The organism is Sphingopyxis sp. H073, assembly GCF_001468395.1.
In the GTDB taxonomy this organism is placed as follows: Bacteria; Pseudomonadota; Alphaproteobacteria; order Sphingomonadales; family Sphingomonadaceae; genus Sphingopyxis.
Genome location: NZ_LNSG01000004.1, coordinates 413,783 through 432,400 on the forward strand (window position 1 = coordinate 413,783; position 18,618 = coordinate 432,400).

An 18,618-nucleotide genomic window follows, 5' to 3' on the forward strand; every position below is an offset into this window, starting at 1 on the left:
GGTTGTCAGAACACCGAAACCAAAATGGGGGCCGATCGCCCTCGTCGCCGGAGAGAAACAATGAAAAAGCTTCTGAAAATTTTCGCAATTGGCAGCTCGATATTGATCCTGTCGGCTTGCAATACGATCGAAGGCGCCGGGAAGGACGTAGGCTCTGTCGGCGACTGTGCCGATGGCGTGAAGGGCAACTGCTAGGCGGCGGGGACCGATATCAGCGGATCACCATTATTGCCGGGTTGCTGCCGTTTCCGATATCGTCATCCCGGGCTTGACTCGCGACCCGCCTTTTCCTTCCAGCTAGGCGCGCCCGAGGTGACGTCCGTCGGAGCCGAAATATCCGATTCTCGCCCCAAAGCTGACCCTACCGCGCTGCAAACAGCTGCTTCAACCACGCATCGACCGTCGCGGTCGGCGCATAGGTCGGATCGCCCAGCCGCCTGTTGATCTCGGCATGGCCCTGCAACCCCTCGCCCGGGAAGCTCCCGCGCTCGACCTTGCTGCCGCCCGACGTCAGCGCCTTGTCCAGCGCTTCGGCCTGCCGGACCCCGTCGGGGCGCTGGACATAGAGCAGCAGGAATTGCGGCGCATTGGGCGCCCCCGCCTGCGAGGTCGGCGACAGCGCCCGCTGCCGCGCCGGATCGGACCCGAACGCCTGAGCATAGGTCTTTTGCATGATCGGCGGCCCGTCCCTCATCTGCGCAGGCACGTCATAGGCGGCGCCGTCGATCGGGACCACCCCCGCGATGTCGGCAAAGCTCAGCCCTGCATCGCGCAGATATTTTTCGTCGGTCCCGACCAGCGCTACCAGGTGCGCGCCCGCGCTATGCCCCATGAGGACGATCCGCCGCCGGTCGATACCCAGCGCGCCGGCGCGGTCGACAAGCGCCTTCACCGCCCCCGCGACATCGGCCGCCTGCTGCTCGACCGTCGCGTCGGGAACGAGCCGATAGTTGATCGACGCGAAGGCATAGCCCAGCTGCGGATAATGCACCGGCTTGTATTGTCCCGTCGCATTGTCCTTGCTGCCCCGCTTCCAGCCGCCACCGTGGACGAAGACGACCAGCGGCGCCGGCCCCTTCGCGTCCTTCGCGCGCCAGATATCGAAATTTTGCAGCGCGTTGCTGCCATAGGAGATCGTCTCGCCGCCCGGCGCCTTCGGACCTTCGTCGGCGCCCATCCGCTCGGCGATCCGCTCGCGCAGCCGGTCGCGCATCTTCTCGCGCGCATCTGCAAAAGGCACTGGCACGGTCACACTCGCGACCGCAAAGGCCGTCAACAGGGCATATCCAAACCAATTTCGTTTCGTCATCGCCTGTCTCCACTATCCCGGCCGTGCAGGTCTTGCCTGCAATTGTCGCAAAATCATCCCGCTTTGGGTTGCCTCCGTGCCCAAATCCGCTAAGGCCGCGCCGGGCCCGCACTGGTCGTTTTTGGCCCGGTTCAGCAGGACAGCATCATGGCAAATGTTACCGTCATCGGGTCGCAATGGGGCGACGAGGGCAAGGGCAAGATTGTCGACTGGCTCGCCAGCCGCGCCGATGCCGTGGTGCGGTTCCAGGGTGGTCATAATGCCGGTCATACGCTCGTCGTCGGCGACCAGGTGTACAAGCTGTCGCTGCTTCCCTCGGGTATCGTCACCGGCACGCTGTCGATCATCGGCAACGGCGTCGTCCTTGATCCGTGGGCGCTGCGCGATGAAATGGCAAAGCTGCGCGGCCAGGGCGTCGAGATCAACGCCGACAATTTCGCGATCGCCGACAATTGCGCGCTGATCCTGCCCTTTCACCGCGACCTCGACGCGCTGCGCGAAACCGCCGCAGGCGCGGGCAAGATCGGTACCACCGGGCGCGGCATTGGCCCGGCCTATGAAGACAAGGTCGGTCGCCGCGCGATCCGCGTCTGCGACTTGGCCCACCTCGACAAGCTTGAACCGCAGCTCGACCGCCTGACCGCGCATCACGACGCACTCCGCGCCGGTTTCGGCCAGCCGCCGATCGACCGCGACAAGCTGGTCGCCGACCTGTCCGAAATCGCCGATTTCGTGCTCGAATATGCGCAGCCCGTCTGGAAGCGGCTGAAGAAGGTCCGCAAGGCCGGCGCGCGCATATTGTTCGAGGGCGCGCAGGGCGTGCTGCTCGACGTCGACCACGGCACTTATCCCTTCGTCACCAGCTCGAACACCGTCAGCGGCACCGCTGCCAGCGGATCGGGGCTCGGCCCTTCGTCGGTGGGCTTCGTGCTCGGCATCGCCAAGGCCTATACGACGCGCGTCGGCAGCGGCCCCTTCCCGACCGAGCTCGAGGACGAGATCGGCCAGCGGCTTGGCGAGCGTGGGCACGAGTTCGGCACCGTCACCGGGCGCAAGCGCCGCTGCGGCTGGTTCGACGCGGTGCTCGTGCGGCAGAGCTGCGCCGTGTCGGGCGTCACCGGCATCGCGCTCACCAAGCTCGACGTGCTCGACGGCTTCGACACGATCCGCATCTGCACCGGCTATCGCCTGCGCGGCAAGATCCTCGACTATTTCCCCTCGCACTCGGCCGATCAGGCCGAGGTCGAACCGATCTACGAGGAAATGGACGGCTGGCACGAATCGACCGCCGGCGCGCGCAGCTATGCCGACCTGCCCGCGCAGGCGATCAAATATATCCAGCGCGTGCAGGAATTGATCGAAACCCCGATCGCGCTCGTCTCGACCAGCCCCGAGCGCGAGGACACGATCCTGATCCGCGATCCGTTCAGCGACTGATCGCCGCCGCGACGTCGCGGATCGCGGCGACGAAGCCTGCCGGATCATTTTCCTGCACGAAATGGCCGCCGTGTAGCGTCCGGTGCGCCATGCCCCGCGCGCCCGGGACGCGGTCGATAAACGGCGCATCGCCGCCGCGCGTGATCGGATCGCCATCGGTAAAGCAGCACAGGAATGGCTTGTCGAATGCTTCCAGCGCGGCCCAGGCGCGCTTCTGGTCAAGGACCGCGACATTGTCGCCGAGCGGCACGAGGGAGGGAAAGACGCGCGCCGCAACTTTCGACGCCCGTGTCGGGAAGGGCGCGTCATAGGCAGCAATTTCCTTTGCCGTCAGTTGCTTCTGCGCGCCCGCATTGACGATCCGCCCGATCGGGAACAGCGGACTGAAGCGGGAAAAAGCGCGCCAGATAGCAAAAGCACGCGGCGCCGGTTGCCCCTCGGGAAGCCCGCCGTTCGACAGCGCGACCCCCGCGAACCGCTCGGGCATTTCGGCAACGAGGCGAAGGCCGATCAGCGAGCCCCAGTCCTGGCAGGCGAGGATGATGTCCTTAAGGTCGAGCGCCTCGATGAATTGCCGCATCCACGCGACCTGCCCGGCATAGCTGTATGCCGAACGATCGAGCGGCTTGTCCGACCGGCCGAAACCGATCAGATCGGGCGCGACGACGCGAAAGCCGGCCTGGACCACCGGACCGATCATATGGCGGTAGAGATAGGACCAGGTCGGCTCGCCGTGCAGCATCAGCACCGGCTGCGCATCGGCGGCGCCCTCGTCGACATAGTGGACGCGCAGCCCGCCCGCGATCTCCACATAGTTCGGCTTGTACGGCCAGTCGGGCAGCCCCTCGAAGCGCGCGTCGGGCGTGCGATAGATCTGCATAGTGTCCCCCCTCTTCCCGGGGTCAGCTTAGCGCCGAGCGCGGCCTTGTCCATGCGCGGCGATCGGTTAAGGTACGGCGATGCGCTTCGCCGTCGCCCTGCCCCTCCTGCTGCTGTCGGCCTGCGGGACCGCGCAATCGCAGCCGCTCGCCGCGGGCACAAAGCTCGACCGACTGATCGTCGACAAGAGCGACCGGGTGCTGATCGGTTATGCGAAGGGGCGCGAAATCGTCCGCTACGCGAATGTCCGACTCGGCGGCTCGCCGGTCGGGCACAAGCGCTTCGAAGGCGACGAGAAGACGCCCGAGGGCAGCTACACGATTAGCGGCCGCAATCCGACAAGCGCCTATCACCTGTCGCTTCGCATTTCCTATCCCAATGCCGCCGACCGCGCTTATGCGGAGGCACGTGGGCGCTCGCCGGGCGGCGACATCTTCATCCACGGCCAGCCCAATGCGTGGCGCGGCCCGGCGATCGCGCGCGACTGGACCGACGGGTGCATCGCGCTGTCGAACGCGGAAATTAAACAATTGTGGGACATCGTGCCCGACGGCACCCCGATCACCATTCGCCCCTAAGGAGCCCGTATGTCGCGCCATATCCTCGTCTTCTACGGCAGCTATCGCCGCGACCGGCAGGGCATCAAGCTTGCGCACTGGCTTGTCGAGGCGATCAAGGCCCGCGGCGACAGCGCCGAACTGATCGACGCCAAGGCGGTCGGTCTGCCGATGCTCGACCGCATGTACAAGGAATACCCGCGCGGCGAGGCACCGCCCGCCATGGAAGAATTGGCGGCAAAGATCCGCGCCGCCGACGGCTTCCTGTTCGTCACCGGCGAATATAATTGGGGGCCGCAGCCGGGGCTCAAGAACCTGACCGACCATTTCCTCGAGGAATGGTTCTGGCGGCCCGCCGCGATCGCCTGCTACTCGGCCGGTCCCTGGTCGGGGGTGCGCGCGATGATGGGGTGGCGCGACATATTGGGCGAGATGGGCATGGCCGTAATCTCCTCGATCCTGCCGGTCGGGCGGATCGGCGGCGCCTTCGATGCCGACGGCAAGCCCACGGGCGACGATGGCGCGCGGCTGGAAAAGAGCTTCCCACGTTTCGCCGACGATCTCGACTGGTGGATCGACGCGGCGAAAGTGCAGCGCGCCGCGAAGGCCCCGCCCTACTAGCCCGTCTTCAGTTCCGCATTGAGCCGCAGGCTGGCGCGCCAGAAGAAGAAAGCCGGGATCAGCCCGAGCCACGCCGCGCCGTAGAGGACGTAGCGCACGCTTTCCTGCCCATAGGTCGGCGCGAGCTGATCCGACAGCACGCCGAACAGGAACGGCCCGAAGCCCAGCCCGATGAGATTCTGTCCGAATAGCATGATCGACGCCGCAACCGCCCGCGCCTGCGGGCGGACGAGCCCCTGAACACAGGCATAAGCCGGGCCGTAATAGGCGGAGTTGAGGATCGTCGGGATGATCAGCAGGGCGACCGCGACGCGCCAGTCCTCCATATAATAGCCGAGAAACAGGATCGGCGCCGCGACCGCCATCCCATAGGCGGGAAAGGTCAGAATGTGCCGCTTGTCGCGCGCGCCGAACCGGTCGGCCATCTTGCCGCCAAGCCACGTACCGAACGCCCCGGCGAGGCCGAGGACGACCGCCATCGACAGCCCAGCCTCGGTGGTCGACAGCCCGTGGCTGCGAATGAAGAAGCTGATGGTCCACAGCGCCTTGCCATAACCGAGGAAGGCGACGACCGACGACGCGATCAATATGTAGATGAAGGCGCGCGAGGCAAAGATTTCGCGCATCGCCTCGCCGGTCGAGAGACGGGTTACCGCCGCAGCAGTCGCCGCGGCTTCGGCGGTGCGGCTGTGCCGCGGCTCGCGCATCACGAACAGCACGACGACTGCAAGCAGTAGCCCGGGCGCACCGACGAGCATCAACGCAATGCGCCACCCGTAAAGATCGTTGACGATCCCGCCGATAATCAGCCCGAGCAGCGATCCGATCGGCACGCCAAGGCCATAGAAGGCAATCGCAGACGAGCGTTTTTCGGCGGGTACGGTGTCCGAAATCAGCGAATGTGCTGCGGGGGTGCATCCTGCCTCGCCTACCCCGACGCCGATGCGCGCGAACAGCAATTGCACGAAATTCTGCGCGAGCCCGCACACCGCGGTCATCGCCGACCAGATCGCGAGCGCGAGGGCGATCAGGCGGACGCGGTTCGTGCCGTCCTTGTCGGCATAGCGCGCGATCGGGATGCCGAGCAGCGCATAGAAGACCGCAAAGGCCGGCCCCGCGAGCAGGCCGAGTTCCGTATCGGTAAGGCCCAGGTCGGCTTTGATCGGCTCGGCGAGGATGTTGACGATCTGACGGTCGAGAAAGTTGAAGATATAGACGATCAGCAGAATCCACAGCATCGTCCGCGCGTGCGCGGCGGCGCTGTCGGAGGGCGGCGGGGCGATGCCGGCGGCAAGCGCAGGTTTATCCGTCATTTTTCTCTCCCGGACGGCCAAGGTGCAGACCGGAGCGCAGCCTGTCAACGCCGCCAAGGCGGGGCGAAACAAGGCGCTTGCAATTGCCGCTACGGCTGCCAGCCTGCGCCTATGAAGAAAATTTCCCTTGCCGCCGCCGTATCGCTTCTCGCTCTCGCGCCCGCCGCTGCAATGCCGCCGCCGCTGCCACCCGTCGCCGAGAAGGATGCTGCGACCTTGCAGGCGGAGATGACGCAGGGTTCGATGTCCGACGAACTGCTCACCACCCTCTTTCTCGACCGGATCACGAAGATCGACGACCATGGCCCAAAGCTCGACGCGGTCATCGCCACCTTTCCCGACGCAGCGAGCGAGGCGAAGCGCCTGTGGGAGGAACGAAAATCCGGCAAGGTCCGCGGGCCGCTCCATGGCATCCCCGTGCTGATCAAGGACAATATCGAGGCGAAGGGTCCGCTGCCGACGACCGCGGGCAGCCAGGCGCTCAAGGATAATGTCACGAACCGCGACGCGCCGATCGTCGCACGTCTGCGCAAGGCGGGCGCGGTCATCCTCGGCAAGACGAACCTCAGCGAATGGGCGAACATTCGCTCGGGCGATTCGACGAGCGGGTGGAGCGCGGTCGGCGGGCTGACGAAGAACCCGCACGCGCTCAACCGCAACGCCTGCGGCTCGTCATCGGGCAGCGGCGCCGCGGTCGCGGCGAGCCTCGCGCCACTCGCGATCGGCACCGAGACCGACGGATCGATCACCTGCCCCGCCGCGATCAACGGCATCGTCGGCTTCAAGCCGACGGTCGGTCTCGTCAGTCGCACCTTCATCGTGCCGATCAGCCACAGCCAGGATACCGCCGGCCCGATGGCGCTGACGGTGCGCGACGCGGCAGCGCTGCTGGGCGTCATCGCAGGGAGCGACCCCGCCGATCCCGCGACCGCCGAGGCCGATGCGCGCAAGACCGACTATGTCGCGAAGCTGTCGTCCGGCGCGCTGAAGGGCAAGCGCATCGGCGTGCTGCGCGATCGGATCGGCGGCCGCGCCGACATCGCGGCGCTGTTTGACGCGGCGCTGAAGGCGATGGAGGGTGCAGGCGCGACGATCGTCGACATCAAGGACAGCCAATCGGGCCTCGACGGCCTTGGCGGCGCCGAGCTCGAAATATTGATGACCGAGCTCAAGGCCGACATCGCCGCCTATCTCGCCGCGCTTCCGGGCAAGGACGGTCCGAAGTCGCTCGCCGAGTTGATCGCCTTCAACAAGGCGCATCCGGAAGAACTGCGCTGGTTCGACCAGTCGCTCTTCGAGCTTGCCGAAACCAAGGGCGGGCTCGACAGCGCCGCCTATGTCGAGGCGAAGGCGACGGCGGCGCGGCTCGCCGGTCCCGAGGGAATCGACCGGCTGCTGAAGGATAACAAGGTCGATTTCCTTGTCGGCGTGACCAACGGCCCGGCCTGGACGACCGACCTCGTCAACGGTGATCATTATACCGGGCCGAGCGTCAGCCAGATGCCCGCGGTCGCCGGCTATCCGCACCTCACCGAACCGATGGGCGCGGTCGAGGGCCTGCCGATCGGCCTCTCTATCATCGGCACGAAGTGGAGCGACGCCGATGTCCTCGCGGCGGGCTATGCCTATGAACAGGCAAGCCGCAAGCGCGTGACGCCGGCCTACCGGACCGGCGCCGCGCCCTGATCAGCGGCCTTGCCGCTTCCGCCGACCGATTTCCTCGATTTCCAGAAGGTCCATCGGAACCTGGATTGCGCGGATTGCCATGCGGACCCCGACGAAGAACAGCACAAGCGAAACGAGCAGCAGAAGCATCGCAAGCGCAAAGGCCCATGATGCGGCGACACCAAGGTTGATGCCGGTAAAGGCCTGGGTGAACAGCAGTGCGACGAGCAGGCAGACGACGATGCCGCACGCGACCGCCGAGCCGATCGAATTGTTGATCACGCCCATGCGGCGGTCCGCCCATCGCAATTCGGCGACGACGCGCGCATGTTCGTCGCCCTCGGTCGCCGCCGAACGCTCCATCAGCGCGCGCGAGCGGTCGACGACGCGCGACAACCGGCCCGTCAGCACGTTGAGCAGGCTGCCCGTTGCGACCAGCAGGAACACCGGCGTGACCGACAACTGGATCGTCTGGGCAATCGCTCCCGCGTCGGTCGCCATCAATACCCCCCGGCCGCGCTGGCCGCCCCGGCGAAGGGGTCGTTGCGGCATCCGCCATAGAATAAAAGATTCCGCTGATGCGCGCGCCCGGCCCCCGCGATCTCGTCGAGCATGATCGCACGCGTCGGCAGCGCCGCCGCACCGCCGCGCGCCGGATAGTCGCCAGGCAACAAGGCGATCCGGCCGCGATGCTCGACACCATGCCCGGTCACATAGATTAGCGACGTGTCCGCGTCGGCCGACCGCAGGCCATGCGCGGTGAGCGCAGCCCGCAATTCGGCGCTGTCCCGCGCCACCACCATCTCGGTCGCGAAACCCGTCGATCGCAGCGCCCGCGAGATCCGGATGGCATCGAACGCGGCCCCGGGCAGCGACGGCAATTGGGTATCGAGCCGATATTCGGCAAATACGGCGACCAGTGCGACGCGGCGCTCGCCAGGCGCCGGCACGCCCAGCCGCCAGCCATCGTCGGCAAGCGCACCCGCGACCGGATGATGCAATTCGTCGCTATAGGCCGCGGTCAGTTCGAGCAGCCGGGGAAGCGCATCGCGAAACGCTGTATGGCCATCCTCCGCAACCTTGACGAGCGCCGACGCCAACGGATTGCCGCCGAACGCGTCGCGGTCCATCGCTTCCTCGCCCGGCGCGACCGAGGTGATCAGCACGGTCGGCGCGACATCGGCAGCCTGCGCGCTCGCGCCCGCAGCAAACAGATGCGCGGCGACGATCAGTGCCATCCGGTGCACGGCGGCCGGCATCGTCTCCGGGCCTTCAGCCCGCTGCAACCGAGGGCGTGTTCACGCCATGCATCTGCAGGAATTTGCGAATGTTGCGCGCGGCCTGACGGATCCGCTGCTCGTTCTCGACCATGGCGATGCGGACAAAACCCTCGCCATCTTCGCCATAGCCGACGCCGGGCGCGACCGCGACCTTGGCGTGGGTCAGGAGCTGCTTCGAAAACTCGAGGCTACCCATCTCGCGGAGCGCGGGGGGCAGCGGTGCCCATGCGAACATCGACGCAGGCGGGCTCGGAATGTCCCATCCGGCGCGCGAAAAACTCTCCACCATGACGTCGCGGCGCTTCTGATAGAGTTCGCGGTTTTTCGCGACGATGTCCTGCGGTCCGTTGAGCGCCGCGCAAGCGGCGGCCTGGATCGGCGTGAAGGCGCCATAGTCGAGGTACGACTTCACGCGCGTCATCGCCGCGATCAGGCGCTTGTTGCCGACCGCGAAACCCATGCGCCACCCCGCCATCGAATAGGTCTTCGACATCGACGTGAATTCGATCGCGACATCCTTGGCGCCCGGCACCTGCAGAATCGAGGGCGTGGGGTTGCCGTCGTAGTAGAGTTCCGAATAGGCAAGGTCGCTGAGAACCCAGACCTTGTTCTCCTTCGCCCAGGCGACGAGCCGCTCGTAAAAAGCGAGATCGACGGTCTCAGCGGTCGGGTTCGACGGGTAGTTGACGACGAGGATCGACGGGCGCGGCACGGTGAAGGCCATCGCGCGGTCGAGCGCGCGCCAGTAATTCTCGTCGGGGGTCGTCGGCACACTGCGGATCGTCGCGCCGGCGATGATGAAGCCGAAGGTGTGGATCGGATAGCTGGGGTTCGGCGCCAGCACGACGTCGCCGGGGCCGGTGATCGCGGTCGCCAGGCTCGCAAGCCCTTCCTTCGATCCCATCGTCACGACGACCTCGCTTTCGGGGTCGAGTTCGACGTTGAAGCGGCGCGCATAATAATTGGCCTGCGCGCGGCGGAGTCCCGGAATGCCCTTCGACTGCGAATAGCCGTGCGCATCGGGCTTCATCGCCACTTCGCACAATTTCTCGATGACATGCGCCGGCGGCGGCAGGTCGGGGTTGCCCATCCCCAGGTCGATGATGTCTTCGCCCGCGGCCCGCGCGGCCGCTCGCATCGCATTCACTTCGGCGATGACATAGGGCGGCAGGCGCTTGATGCGATAGAATTCATCTTCGGACATGGGAAACTAGAACAACTCCTTTTCGTGTGCGCTGACCTATTTGTTCAAGTTGACGCTTGCGGCAGTCTCGCCAGCCGCATCGCGGCTTGTTATAGGCATTATATCGGCACTGACCAGCAGGAACGAGCATGAGCGATACGGGTAAGGACGACACCAGCGACACGCCGAATCCCTTCCTGCCCTCGCCCGAAGACATACAGCATTGGACGAGCGTCATGGGCCGCGCGCAGCAGATGATGCTCGAATATGCGCTCGGTCAGGCGAACCAGGGCAACAGCGCCGCCGCCGGCCTGTTCGACCCCGCGAGCTGGCTGCAGAACCCGACGACGCAGGCCTGGGCCGAGCAGTCGACCAAGATGTGGGAGCAGGGCGCGCGCTTCTGGACCTCGCTCGCGACGCTCCAGCCGCCCTTCGCGCCCGCCGCCGATGCGCCCAAGGACAAGCGCTTCGCCGACCCCGACTGGACCGCGAACCCGGTCTTCGCGCTGATCCGCCAGACCTATGGCCTGCTGACCGAACAATTGTTGACGACAACACGCACGATGGCGGGGCTCGATGACCATGCGCGGGCGAAGATGGAGTTCGCGGCACGGAACATGGCCGAGGCGCTGTCGCCCTCCAACCTCGCGATCACCAATCCCGAAGTGATCAAGCGCGCGGTCGAGACGCGCGGCGAAAGCCTGCTCAAGGGCTTGAAGCACATGCTCACCGACCTGTCGCGCGGGCAGCTCTCCCATGTCGACCCCGACGCGTTCGAGGTCGGCGTGAACATCGCGACGACGCCGGGGAAGGTGATCCACGAGACCGACCTTTACCAGCTCATCCAATATGAACCGACGACGAAGGACGTCTTTACCGTCCCGCTTGTCATCTTCCCGCCGTGGATCAACCGCTTCTACATCCTCGACCTCAATCCGGCGAAGAGCTTTGTCGCCTGGGCGGTCGAACAGGGGCTGACGGTGTTCATGGTGTCGTGGAAATCGGCCGATACCTCGATGAGCGAAATCGTCTGGGACGACTATATTGCGTCGCAGGTCGACGCGATCGATACCGTGCGCGAGTTGCTGGACGTTCCGCACGTCCACAGCATCGGCTATTGCGTCGCGGGCACGACGCTTGCCGCGACACTGGCGATGCTCGCCGCGCGCGGCGAGGGCGACAAGGTCAAGTCGGTGACCTTCTTCACCGCGCAGGTCGATTTCGAGCTCGCGGGCGACCTCAAGATGTTCGTCGACGACAGCTATCTGGCGCTGCTCCAGCAGCTTTCGGCGGGCGGGTTCCTCGACGGCCGCTATATGGCCGCGACCTTCAATTCGCTGCGCGGACGCGACCTGATCTGGAACTATGTCGTCGGCAATTATCTGCTCGGCAATGACTATCCGCCGTTCGATCTGCTCTACTGGAACGGCGACGTCACCAACCTGCCCGCGAAGTGGCACCGGCAATATCTGATCGACCTCTATCGCGACAATCGCATGGTGATCCCGAACAGCCTGTCGGCGATGGGCACACCGATCGATCTCAAGAAGATCGAGACTCCGGCCTATATCCAGGCGGGGCGCGAGGATCATATCGCGCCGCTCGCCAGCGTCTGGCGGTTGATGGACCATCTGTCGGGACCGAAGACCTTCCTGCTTGCCGGCTCGGGCCATATTGCGGGCGTCGTCAATCCGCCCGCCGCTGGCAAATACCAGTATTGGACCGGCGACAACGATGCCGCGACGCTCGACGATTTTATCGCGAGCGCGACCGAGACCAAGGGCAGCTGGTGGCCGCACTGGATCGGCTGGATTTCGGAACAGGATAGCGCAAAAACGGCTGCAAAAGGCGCGCGCATTCCGGGAAAAGGTGCTAAAAAGGCGATAGAGGATGCGCCCGGCCGCTATGTCAAGCAGCGGTAATATCGGGAAATCATAAGGCCAACGAGATCGAGGCGAGTCTATTTTTGTGCACTGCACAAAAAATGTCTTGAAATCCCCGATCCACTCCTATATTGTGCACTGCAACATAAAGGAGTTGTCACGATGGCTACCAAGATGGATAGTGCCGAAAAGGCTTTCGAAGCCGCGACGCTGGAAACCGCCGCCAAGCCGGTGGCTGCTCCCGCCGCACCGGTTGCTGCTGCCGCGCCCGCGGTGGAAGCAAAGGCCGCTCCGGCGCCCGTGAAGACCAAGACTGTCGCGGCGAAGGCCAAGCCGGTCCAAAAGAAAGCCGCAAAGCCGGCACCGAAGAAGATCGCCGCCAAGAAGGCGGTCGCGAAGACCATTGCCCCGAAGCCCGTCAAGGCAGCGCCGAAGCCGGCCGCCGCCGTCACAAAAGGATTCAAGACCATGAACGACACCGTCAAGAAGTTCGCCGAAGAAGCCAAGACCCGCACCGAAGCGCTGACCGCCGATTTCAACGAAAAGGCGAAGGAAGCCATGGCGAAGACCAGCAAGCTCGCTGAAGAAGCGGTCGAATTCAACAAGGCGAACGTCGAAGCGCTCGTCGAATCGGGCAAGATCGCTGCCAAGGGCATCGAAACGCTCGGCCAGGAAGGCGTCGCCTTCGCTCGCAAGAGCTTCGAAGACACGACCGCTGCGCTCAAGGGCTACACTGCGGTCAAGTCGCCGGCCGAATTCCTGAAGCTCTATGCCGAAAACAGCAAGAAGGCGTTCGACGCCGCTGTTGCGCAGACGTCGAAGACCAGCGAACTCGTCGTCAAGCTGACGAACGACAGCTTCGCGCCGATCTCGAACCGCGTTTCGGTCATCACTTCGAAGATGAAGGCAGCCTAAGGCCTTCACCTTCCCGTTGGCGCGGGCCTTCCCCCCCTCCTCTCCCCGTCCGCGCCGACACCATCAAGACCGCTCGCTTCCTTCGGGGGGCGGGCGGTTCTTGTTTCTCTGCTCCGCTTTTCTTCCAGCCACTCCCCACACGAGACGGAATTAACCACCCCGCCCTCTTGCGATTCCGCATCGGCTTGCGATATTCCCGATGATGATGCTTCCGGCTTCGATCCCTCATGTCGTCCGCGCAATGGCGGGCAAGGATGACGACACGTCCGGTGCGCCGGGTGTCGGCATCGCGACGCGCACGCGCGCGAAGCCCAAGAAGCCCTCGATGTACAAGGTGCTGCTGCTCAACGACGACTATACGCCGATGGAATTCGTCGTGATGGTGCTGCAGCGCTTCTTCAACATGGACATCGAACGCGCGACGCAGGTGATGCTTCACGTCCACCAGCAGGGCGTCGGCGTGTGCGGCGTGTTCAGCTATGAAGTCGCCGAGACCAAGGTCAACCAGGTGATGGACGCCGCGCGGCAGAACCAGCACCCGCTGCAGTGCACGCTGGAAAAGGCATAAAAATTCTTCGTCATTGCGAGGAGCCGCAGGCGACGCGGCAATCTGGCGGTGCGGAAACCGCTCTGGATTGCTTCGCTTCGCTCGCAATGACGAGATGACTAGCCGGCCCTTGCCGCCTGCTCGGCCCTGAGCGCTTCCGACGGCTCCCCTTTCAGATCGCCATAGCGCAGCGGCTCGCCGCACCCCGGACAGACGGTCGATGTGCCGACATCGGTTCCACACGCGCGGTGAACGTAGCGCATCGCCGGCCCGCCGATTTCGCCGTCTTCATAGGCCCAACGCTCAGCCCAGTTGCGCATCGCGTAGAGGACGTCGAACAGATCCTTGCCCTTTGCGGTCAGACGGTATTCGTGGCGCGGCGGGCGCTCCTGATAGGCGTGCCGCTCGACCACTCCCTGCTTTTCCATCAGCTTGAGCCGCGCCGAGACGAGTTGCGGCCCGAGCCCGGTGTTCGCCGCGATCGCCTCGAACCGCCGCCGACCGAAGAACAGATCGCGCAGGATCAGCAGCACCGCGCGGTCGCCAAGCAGCTCGGCCGACCGTCCAACGGGGCAGAAGGTATCCGACAGATCCGTGCGTTTGGGCATCGCTCACCTCTACGGCGAAATAATCGCTTGTAACTATGATTATCATAGTTACTATCGGGCGCAAGAGGAGAGTCGCCCATGCCCAATCCCGCAGCCGTCATCATAGGCGCCGGCGATGCCACGGGCGGCGCGATCGCGCGCGCCTTCGCCGCCGAGGGGCTCACCGCCTGCGTCAACCGCCGCGAGCGCAACGCCGACGCGCTCGAAGCGCTGGCGCAGTCGATCCGCGGCGAAGGGTATCGGGCACGCGCTTTCCCCGCCGACGCCCGCAACGAAGAGGCGATGATCGCCCTCTTCGACCAGGTCGAAGCCGAAGTCGGGCCGGTGGAAGTCGCGGTGTTCAACATCGGTGCCAATGTGAACTTCCCGATCGCCGAAACGACGGTGCGCGTTTACACCAAAGTCTGGGAAATGGCCTGCCTCGGCGGTTTCCTGATGGGCCGCGAGGCGGCGAAACGCATGAGCCCGCGCGGCCGCGGCACGATCATCTTCACCGGCGCGACCGCCAGCCTGCGCGGCGGTTCGGGCTTCTCAGCCTTCTCGGGCGCCAAGGGCGCTCTCCGCATGCTCGCGCAATCGATGGCGCGCGAATTGGGTCCCAAGGGCATCCATGTCGCGCACACGATCATCGACGGCGCGATCGACACCGAGTTCATCAAGGGCCGCCATCCCGATTTCGACAATGCGAAGGCGCAGGAGCTGATCCTGAATCCGGGCGCCATCGCGGCCAATTATGTGATGCTCCACAAACAGCCGAGAAGCGCATGGACGCACGAACTCGACCTCCGTCCCTGGGGAGAGAAATGGTGACCAAAAGCCTTGAACTCATCTTCGATTTCGGCAGCCCCAACGCCTATCTGACGTTGAAAGTGCTACCCGAATTGCTCGAGCGCACCGGCGCCGACCTGATCATCACGCCGTGCCTGCTCGGCGGCATCTTCAAGGCGACGGGCAACAAGGCGCCGATGATCCAATATGCCGAAGCGCCCGCGAAACTGGCCTATGAAAACCTCGAAATGCGGCGCTTCATTGCGCGGCACGGCTTGACGAAGTTTCGCCTCAACCCGCATTTCCCCGTCAACACGCTGACGATCATGCGCGGCGCGATCGTTGCCGAGGATGAGGGCAATCTCGACGATTATGTCGACGCGGTGAACCGCGCGATGTGGGAGGAAGGCCTGAAAATGGACGATCCCGAAATCATCGCGACCTTCCTTTCGGCGAACGGCTTCGATGGCCCCGTGCTTCTCGCGCGCACGCAGGAGCCCGGGATCAAGGCAAGGCTTGTCGCCAATACCGACGCCGCGGTCGCACGCGGTGTATTCGGCATCCCGACCTTCTTCGTCGGGGACGAGATGTTCTTCGGCAAGGATCGCCTCGGTCAGGTTGAAGAGGCACTCGCCTGACCATCGCTCGCCGCCCCCGCCTCACGCGGAGGCCCCAAGGCCGAAGCCGATGACCCTCAATTGAAATCGAGCTGGATGATGTCACTCGGCGTCGCGCGGCAATACATCTCGATCGGCTTGGCGCCGTCGGGATAGGTCGCGGTCATCGCCGCGCGGATGCGCCAGCCGCCATTGCCCTGTTCGAGCGAAACGAGCTTGTCATAGGACAGCTTCGTCCCGCCGGTAGCACCGATCTGCCGCGCGGCATCGTTCATGCAATTCTGCACCGACGGCCGCGCCGCGCTCGGCAGGCCGCTCAGATTGGCGCTCAGCGCGGCCGGGCCGGCCGATGCGGGCGGTGGCGCACTTTCCTCCGGCGTGCCGTCGGCCTTTTTCTTCTTCTGGCTCGCCAGTAGTGCGAGCAGCCCGCCGGCGACGACGATCCCGCCGATGATCAGCCCGGTGCTCGGGCCCTTGTCCTTGTCGGGCTTCGGACCCGGCAGCGGCGCCAGATTGGCGTAGCCATAGCCGAATTCGGCGCGGCAGCCGTTGGTGACCCAGACATAGTCGGCGCCATAGCCCCATTGCCGTCCGGCGTTGCATTTGCCGCCGAGCTTGCGCACGAGCTCGACGCGGCCATTGGTCTGCACCGCGCATTGTTCATAACGGTTGCTGCGCGATTCGCAGCGGAGCGTCCCAGCGAAATCATTCCCCGGATAGGCGCCGCCGGCATAGCCATAGCGAAATTCGGCGCGGCACCCGCCCGACACCCAGACGCCGTCGGCATCGAATCCCCAATCGCGCCCCTTCGAGCAACGCCCGCCGATCACACGGGTCAGTTCGACGCGATTGTCGGTGCGGACGTTGCAGCGTTGCTGGCGGTTACCATAGGATTCGCAGCGGATCGTGCCCGCCCATCCCTGATTATAGCCCGAGCCCGGCGGCGGCGGATAGGGATAGGTGGTCTGCGCAAAAGCCGGGACGGCAAGCTGGCCCGTGACGAACGACGCGGCCGTGATGACCGAAATGACGCGGTTCCGCATAGCTGTTTCTCCCCTGCTGATATCGTGCTTCGACCGTCCTCAATTGCTTCGACTATCGCCGTGTATAGTTTCACATTTCCTGCTCCGGCGCCACGAGCAAAGACGCCATTCCTGCACGCAGCATGGCTTCCCTTGCCCGCGCGCATCATCTAGCCTCGTTCCGGGTCGCGCCACCGCAAGCAAGGGAGCCGACATATGACGACATCGATCATCGACGGGCGCATCGAAGCCGCCGACCTCAAGCGCACAAAGGGAGGCGTCTCGGTTTTTCGCAGCCTCACGTTCCAGCCCGACGCCGGCCCGACGCGCACGATCAAGAATGCGGTGGTGAAGGACAATGTTGCGAGCGAGCTCGTGCCCGGCACGGCCGGCCGCTTCTATATCTACAACGCCTTCGACCTGAAGGGCGTCCACGGCGTCCGCACTCGCGACGGCCGCGCGACCTACGGCTTCGCCACGAACAACAAGAAGATCTTCCTCATCGTCGGCATCGTCAACATCGCGTGGATCGCGCTGCGCGTGTTCGCAATCGACGGACAGGTGCCGCTGCTCGCCATCCTGCTGATGATCCTCTCGGTCGCGGGCTTCGTCTTCATGAGCAAGGGCGAGAAGGACGCGAAGGCGCAATTCGACGGCGACGCAGGCTATGCACCGCCAGCATAGCTAGTCGGCTTGCGCGCGCCGACGCATCGGCTAATGACGACGGATGGATCAAATCGTCATTCGCGGCGGCCAGCGACTCAAGGGCCGTATTCCAATCTCCGGCGCCAAGAATGCCGCGCTGACCCTGCTGCCTTGCGCGCTGCTCACCGACGAGCCGCTGACCTTGCGCAACCTGCCGCGCCTCGCCGACGTCGACGGCTTCGGCCACCTGCTCAACCAGCTCGGCTGCTCGACGACGATCGAGGGCTCGCGGCCCGAAGATTTCGGCCGCGTGATGACCGCGCGCGCGACGACGCTGACCTCGACCGTGGCGCCCTATGACATCGTCCGCAAGATGCGTGCGTCGATCCTCGTCCTCGGCCCGCTCCTCGCCCGCGCAGGCGAAGCAACGGTGTCGCTTCCCGGCGGCTGCGCGATCGGTAACCGTCCGATCGACCTGCACCTCAAAGCGCTCGAAGCCTTCGGTGCCGAGATCGAGCTCGCCTCGGGCTATGTGAAGGCCGTCGCGCCCGGCGGGCGACTCAAGGGCGGCAAGTTCACCTTCCCCGTCGTCTCGGTCGGCGCGACCGAAAATGCCGTCATGGCGGCGGTTCTCGCCGGCGGCACCTGCGTCCTCGAAAATGCGGCGCGCGAGCCCGAGATCGTCGACCTCTGCAACTGTCTCGTCGCGATGGGCGCGCATATCGACGGGATCGGCACCGAGACACTGACGATCGAGGGCGTCGACCGCCTCCACGGCGCGACCTACCGCGTGATGGCCGACCGCATCGAGGCGGGCAGCTATGCCTGCGCCGCCGTCATCACGCAGGGCGACGTCGAGCTGGTCGGCGCCAAGGCCGACGAGATGGAAGCCACGCTCACCGCGCTGCGCGAAGCCGGCGCCACCGTCGAGGCCACCAAGGGCGGGATCCGCGTCGCGATGGACGGCCGCGCGCAGCCGGTCACGCTGTCGACCGCGCCCTACCCAGGCTTCGCGACCGATATGCAGGCGCAGTTCATGGCGATGGCGACGCTCGGCACCGGCGCGTCGCTGTTCACCGAGACCATCTTCGAGAACCGCTACATGCACGTTCCCGAGCTCGCGCGCATGGGCTGCGACATCCAGGTCAAGGGCCGTACCGCGATCGTCCGCGGCGTTGACCATCTGGTCGGCGCGCCGGTGATGGCGACCGACCTTCGCGCCTCGATGAGCCTGATCATCGCGGGTCTCGCCGCCGAGGGCCAGACCGAGGTCAACCGCGTCTATCACCTCGACCGCGGCTACGAACGGCTGGAGGAGAAGCTGCAGGCGGTCGGCGCCGATATCGAACGGATCAGCGCAGGCTGACGC

General features: G+C 65.1%; 20 protein-coding genes. 12 read left to right on the forward strand and 8 right to left on the reverse strand.

Features of this window, described 5'->3' with window-relative positions; translation table 11 throughout:
- Positions 1-60 precede the first annotated feature (60 nt).
- A complete protein-coding gene (locus ATE64_RS21595; protein WP_156416504.1) occupies positions 61-195 on the forward strand; it encodes an entericidin EcnA/B family protein in 135 nt (44 codons plus the stop codon).
- Between the two features lie 166 nt (positions 196-361).
- Here ATE64_RS21595 and ATE64_RS10070 read toward each other — a convergent pair whose 3' ends face one another.
- Positions 362-1,309 carry an alpha/beta hydrolase gene (locus tag ATE64_RS10070; RefSeq protein ID WP_058455435.1) on the reverse strand — a complete coding sequence of 316 codons (948 nt, stop codon included), beginning with the start codon at positions 1,307-1,309 and terminating at the stop codon, positions 362-364.
- A 147-nt stretch (positions 1,310-1,456) separates the two neighbouring features.
- On the opposite strand from ATE64_RS10070, the gene ATE64_RS10075 reads away from it, so the two are divergent.
- Positions 1,457-2,746 (forward strand): adenylosuccinate synthase, encoded by a 1,290-nt coding sequence (locus tag ATE64_RS10075; RefSeq protein ID WP_058455436.1) that lies wholly within the window; start codon positions 1,457-1,459, stop codon positions 2,744-2,746.
- Here the strand turns inward: ATE64_RS10075 and ATE64_RS10080 are convergent.
- A complete protein-coding gene (locus tag ATE64_RS10080) occupies positions 2,736-3,626 on the reverse strand; it encodes a haloalkane dehalogenase (RefSeq protein ID WP_058455437.1) in 891 nt (296 codons plus the stop codon). The two genes, ATE64_RS10075 and ATE64_RS10080, sit on opposite strands and share 11 nt — an antisense overlap.
- A gap of 79 nt (positions 3,627-3,705) precedes the next feature.
- On the opposite strand from ATE64_RS10080, the gene ATE64_RS10085 reads away from it, so the two are divergent.
- Complete coding sequence (locus ATE64_RS10085) at positions 3,706-4,203, forward strand: L,D-transpeptidase family protein (RefSeq protein ID WP_058455438.1); 498 nt, start codon at positions 3,706-3,708, stop codon at positions 4,201-4,203.
- A gap of 9 nt (positions 4,204-4,212) precedes the next feature.
- A complete protein-coding gene (locus ATE64_RS10090; protein WP_058455439.1) occupies positions 4,213-4,803 on the forward strand; it encodes an NADPH-dependent FMN reductase in 591 nt (196 codons plus the stop codon).
- On the opposite strand, the gene ATE64_RS10095 is transcribed toward ATE64_RS10090, so the two are convergent.
- Entirely contained in the window at positions 4,800-6,116 is a 1,317-nt protein-coding gene (locus ATE64_RS10095) for an MFS transporter (RefSeq protein ID WP_058455440.1), read from the reverse strand. The two genes, ATE64_RS10090 and ATE64_RS10095, sit on opposite strands and share 4 nt — an antisense overlap.
- 111 nt (positions 6,117-6,227) lie before the next feature.
- Here ATE64_RS10095 and ATE64_RS10100 point away from each other — a divergent pair, with 111 nt between their 5' ends.
- On the forward strand, positions 6,228-7,802 hold the full coding sequence (locus ATE64_RS10100) for an amidase (RefSeq protein ID WP_058455441.1): 1,575 nt from the start codon (positions 6,228-6,230) through the stop codon (positions 7,800-7,802).
- On the opposite strand, the gene ATE64_RS10105 is transcribed toward ATE64_RS10100, so the two are convergent.
- From ATE64_RS10105 to ATE64_RS10115, 3 genes are read right to left on the reverse strand one after another with little or no spacing between them, the layout of a single operon-like run.
- Positions 7,803-8,282, reverse strand: coding sequence for a DUF2721 domain-containing protein (locus ATE64_RS10105; RefSeq protein WP_058455442.1), 480 nt, complete (start codon positions 8,280-8,282; stop codon positions 7,803-7,805).
- Positions 8,282-9,040: a caspase family protein gene (locus ATE64_RS10110; RefSeq protein WP_156416497.1), complete on the reverse strand. Its 759-nt coding sequence runs from the start codon at positions 9,038-9,040 to the stop codon at positions 8,282-8,284. The genes ATE64_RS10105 and ATE64_RS10110 overlap by 1 nt, the downstream gene beginning before the upstream one ends.
- A 13-nt stretch (positions 9,041-9,053) precedes the next feature.
- Positions 9,054-10,265, reverse strand: coding sequence for an LL-diaminopimelate aminotransferase (locus ATE64_RS10115; RefSeq protein WP_058455444.1), 1,212 nt, complete (start codon positions 10,263-10,265; stop codon positions 9,054-9,056).
- A gap of 128 nt (positions 10,266-10,393) precedes the next feature.
- Here ATE64_RS10115 and ATE64_RS10120 point away from each other — a divergent pair, with 128 nt between their 5' ends.
- The 3 genes from ATE64_RS10120 to clpS all read left to right on the forward strand — a co-directional run bounded on the left by ATE64_RS10120 (position 10,394) and on the right by clpS (position 13,610).
- Positions 10,394-12,166 carry an alpha/beta fold hydrolase gene (locus ATE64_RS10120; RefSeq protein WP_058455445.1) on the forward strand — a complete coding sequence of 591 codons (1,773 nt, stop codon included), beginning with the start codon at positions 10,394-10,396 and terminating at the stop codon, positions 12,164-12,166.
- 123 nt (positions 12,167-12,289) lie between these two features.
- Positions 12,290-13,042 (forward strand): phasin family protein, encoded by a 753-nt coding sequence (locus ATE64_RS10125; protein WP_058455446.1) that lies wholly within the window; start codon positions 12,290-12,292, stop codon positions 13,040-13,042.
- Positions 13,043-13,244: 202 nt separating this feature from the next.
- A complete protein-coding gene (clpS, locus tag ATE64_RS10130; protein WP_058455529.1) occupies positions 13,245-13,610 on the forward strand; it encodes an ATP-dependent Clp protease adapter ClpS in 366 nt (121 codons plus the stop codon).
- A gap of 98 nt (positions 13,611-13,708) precedes the next feature.
- On the opposite strand, the gene ATE64_RS10135 is transcribed toward clpS, so the two are convergent.
- A complete protein-coding gene (locus ATE64_RS10135) occupies positions 13,709-14,197 on the reverse strand; it encodes a helix-turn-helix domain-containing protein (protein ID WP_058455447.1) in 489 nt (162 codons plus the stop codon).
- A 78-nt stretch (positions 14,198-14,275) separates the two neighbouring features.
- Between ATE64_RS10135 and ATE64_RS10140 the strand changes: the two genes are divergently transcribed.
- Both ATE64_RS10140 and ATE64_RS10145 read left to right on the forward strand, forming a co-directional pair.
- Positions 14,276-15,007 carry an SDR family oxidoreductase gene (locus ATE64_RS10140; protein ID WP_058455448.1) on the forward strand — a complete coding sequence of 244 codons (732 nt, stop codon included), beginning with the start codon at positions 14,276-14,278 and terminating at the stop codon, positions 15,005-15,007.
- A complete protein-coding gene (locus ATE64_RS10145; protein ID WP_058455449.1) occupies positions 15,001-15,603 on the forward strand; it encodes a 2-hydroxychromene-2-carboxylate isomerase in 603 nt (200 codons plus the stop codon). The genes ATE64_RS10140 and ATE64_RS10145 overlap by 7 nt, the downstream gene beginning before the upstream one ends.
- A gap of 56 nt (positions 15,604-15,659) precedes the next feature.
- Here the strand turns inward: ATE64_RS10145 and ATE64_RS10150 are convergent, their stop codons facing one another.
- On the reverse strand, positions 15,660-16,625 hold the full coding sequence (locus ATE64_RS10150) for a DUF3011 domain-containing protein (RefSeq protein WP_058455450.1): 966 nt from the start codon (positions 16,623-16,625) through the stop codon (positions 15,660-15,662).
- Between the two features lie 195 nt (positions 16,626-16,820).
- Here ATE64_RS10150 and ATE64_RS10155 point away from each other — a divergent pair, with 195 nt between their 5' ends.
- Entirely contained in the window at positions 16,821-17,288 is a 468-nt protein-coding gene (locus tag ATE64_RS10155; protein WP_058455451.1) for a hypothetical protein, read from the forward strand.
- Between the two features lie 43 nt (positions 17,289-17,331).
- On the forward strand, positions 17,332-18,615 hold the full coding sequence (gene murA, locus ATE64_RS10160; protein WP_058455452.1) for a UDP-N-acetylglucosamine 1-carboxyvinyltransferase: 1,284 nt from the start codon (positions 17,332-17,334) through the stop codon (positions 18,613-18,615).
- The last annotated feature ends 3 nt before the right edge of the window (positions 18,616-18,618 follow it).